Origin of the sequence: uncultured Pelagibacterium sp., assembly GCF_963972885.1 — a bacterium.
Lineage (GTDB): Bacteria > Pseudomonadota > Alphaproteobacteria > Rhizobiales > Devosiaceae > Pelagibacterium > Pelagibacterium nitratireducens.
On record NZ_CAXAXY010000168.1, the window covers coordinates 1 to 2,623 of the forward strand.

Below are 2,623 nucleotides of genomic sequence, written 5' to 3' on the forward strand. Positions count from 1 at the left end.
ATCAGTTCGACTGGAGCCACGAAGTTGTGCTGCTCAATGGGGTGACGGTCACGGTCAAGGTCGCTCATGTTCGGCTGTGTCACAGTCGGATGTTTTATGTTCGAGCCTATCCGCGTGAGACCCAGGAGATGGTGCTCGATGCCCATGACCGGGCGTTCGCCTTCTTCAAGGGCGCCTGCACCCGGGGCATCTACGACAACATGAAGACGGCGGTCGAGACGATTTTTGTCGGCAAAGATCGTCTCTACAACCGCCGTTTTCTGCAGATGTGCGGGCATCATCTGGTTGACCCGGTGGCATGCACACCGGCCTCGGGATGGGAGAAGGGTCAGGTCGAGAACCAGGTGGGGCTGGTGCGGGAGCGCTTCTTTACTCCACGTCTGCGCTTCAAGAATTACGACGAACTGAACGCCTGGCTGTTGGACAAGACCATTGCCTTTGCCAGAGCACATCGCCACCCCGAGTTCAGGGACAGCACGGTCTGGGAAGCTTTTGAACTCGAGCGGCCCAGCCTCGTTCCCTTTGTGGGCCCCTTCGATGGCTTCCATGCCGTAACGGCTTCGGTATCGCGCACATGCTTGGTGCGTTTCGACAACAACCGATACTCGGTGGCCGCCCACGCCATCGGCCGACCAGTCGAGATCAGGGCTTATGCTGAGCGGATCGAGCTGCGCCAGGACGGCACCGTGGTCGGCGAGCATCCCCGATCCTTTGGCCGGGACCAGACCATCTACGATCCCTGGCATTACGTTCCGGTCCTGGCGCGCAAACCCGGGGCGCTTCGCAATGGTGCGCCCTTCAAGGATTGGGTTTTGCCCGCGAGCCTTGAGAGGGTTCGGCGCAAGCTGACCACGGCCCAGGATGGCGACCGGCAGATGGTCTCGATCCTTGCAGCGGTGCTCAGCGACGGCTTGCCGGCCGTTGAGGCCGCCTGCGCCGAAGCCGTTCGCGAAGGTGTGTATTCCGCCGATATCGTTCTCAACATTCTGGCCCGCCAACGCGAACCCAAAGCGCCGGTTACCATTCTGACAACCCCACAGGCCCTGAAGCTGCACATCGAGCCGGTGGCTGACTGCTCCCGTTACGACAGCCTGAGGAGGGCCATATGATGGATCGCAGCGAGATCCTTTCAACGATGAATGCGCTCAAGCTCTACGGCATGAAGAATGCCTATGACGAGGTCATTGCTACGGCGATCAAGCGCGAACACCAACCAAACCGGGTGGTCTCGGACCTGCTCACCTCCGAGATCGCGGAGAAGCAGGCCCGCTCGATCAAGTATCAGATGACCATAGCTAAACTGCCTCTGGCCAAGGATATCGATGACTTCGACTTCATCGATACCGGCATCAATGAGACCTTGGTGCACGACCTGGCAGCGGGAAACTTCCTGACCATGCAGCGCAATGTGGTGTTGATCGGCGGCACCGGCACAGGAAAAACCCATCTCTCGATCGCGATTGCGCGAGCCTGCATCCGCAATGGCGCGCGCGGTCGTTTCTTTAACGTCGTGGACCTGGTCAATAAGCTCGAGGCCGAGACACGCGCTGGAAGGCAGGGACGGCTGGCGGAGTATATGGGGCGCAAGGACTTCGTCATTCTCGACGAACTTGGGTATCTCCCCTTCGCGCAGTCAGGCGGCCAACTTCTCTTCCATCTCATCAGCAAGCTTTACGAGATGACATCGGTCATCGTCACCACCAACCTCACCTTCGGCGAGTGGCCGACCGTCTTCGGTGACGCGAAGATGACGACGGCGCTTCTCGATCGGCTCACGCACCACTGCGACATTGTCGAAACCGGCAATGAGAGCTGGAGATTCAAGAACCGAGCCTGAACCCAGGCTCAGTGCCCTGCGGGTCACCCGGCTGCGCAACCCTGACCAGCTACGCCGGTTGACCCGCTCCACAAAGGCGCAAAATGGGGGTCAATATTGGACGCCGATTGGGGGTCAATATTGGATGCTGTTTGACAGACAAGCTGCAAGTCATTGATTTTGTTGCGGAAAAATTGCGCTTATCGCTTGTCATCGCGGCGACAAGCGACAAGTTGCTCCAATTTCGCACGTAACCTTTTGTTTTTGTTATGTTTTTTTCTTGTCGGCGATAAGCTGCCGATAAGTGGCGACAAGTGGTTTCCTGCCGTCTCATGGAGGTGTGCTTATCGTGCCAAACTAGGGTCGCACTAGGCTTCATCAGCGGCCTCGTCATTCATTATCGTCCGCACAACCCATAACGGCTGGGTTACCCCCCGGCCCTTCTGCTCGACGTGCAGATGGACGGTCTGTCCGTCGCGCTCGAGCCTCACGCCTTTACCGAACAGCGCCACCCTGATTTCCCCGGTGATGGTCGGGCGGTGCTTTGTGTTGCAGATGCCGTCTTCTTGCAGCTTCACGGCGGCCGGAGACACAAGGTCGCTGACCTTCATCTCGTCCCGATCGCCCATCAGCGCGTCGACGATTACTGCTATTCTCTGCGCTTTCTCATCGTCGCGGTTTCTGGTTTTGTTGACGGTGGCCAGATCCTTCGCACTGACAACGGTCAGAACGGGCGCATAGTCTCCCATGGCTTCCAGCCGTTCGCGTGGGCTTTCCCCAAACATCGCAGCCGCCTCTGTTGGCGCC

At 58.7% G+C, this 2,623-nt stretch carries 3 protein-coding genes; 2 read left to right on the forward strand and 1 reads right to left on the reverse strand.

Annotation, left to right across the window (positions count from 1 at the left end; genetic code table 11):
- Both istA and istB read left to right on the forward strand, forming a co-directional pair.
- Positions 1-1,109: IS21 family transposase (istA, locus tag AACZ55_RS15940; RefSeq protein WP_339647663.1), on the forward strand; the 1,109-nt coding region annotated here is incomplete at its 5' end.
- Positions 1,109-1,837: an IS21-like element helper ATPase IstB gene (istB, locus tag AACZ55_RS15945; protein ID WP_339647667.1), complete on the forward strand. Its 729-nt coding sequence runs from the start codon at positions 1,109-1,111 to the stop codon at positions 1,835-1,837. The genes istA and istB, both read left to right, overlap by 1 nt.
- Positions 1,838-2,184: 347 nt before the next feature.
- On the opposite strand, the gene AACZ55_RS15950 is transcribed toward istB, so the two are convergent.
- On the reverse strand, positions 2,185-2,623 hold a 439-nt coding region (locus tag AACZ55_RS15950), incomplete at its 5' end, for a hypothetical protein (protein WP_339647665.1).

Coding starts and splice junctions, on each gene's coding strand:
- istB (WP_339647667.1), top strand. CDS start 1,109: ATGGATCGCAGCGAGATCCTTTCAACGATGAATGCGCTCAAGCTCTAC.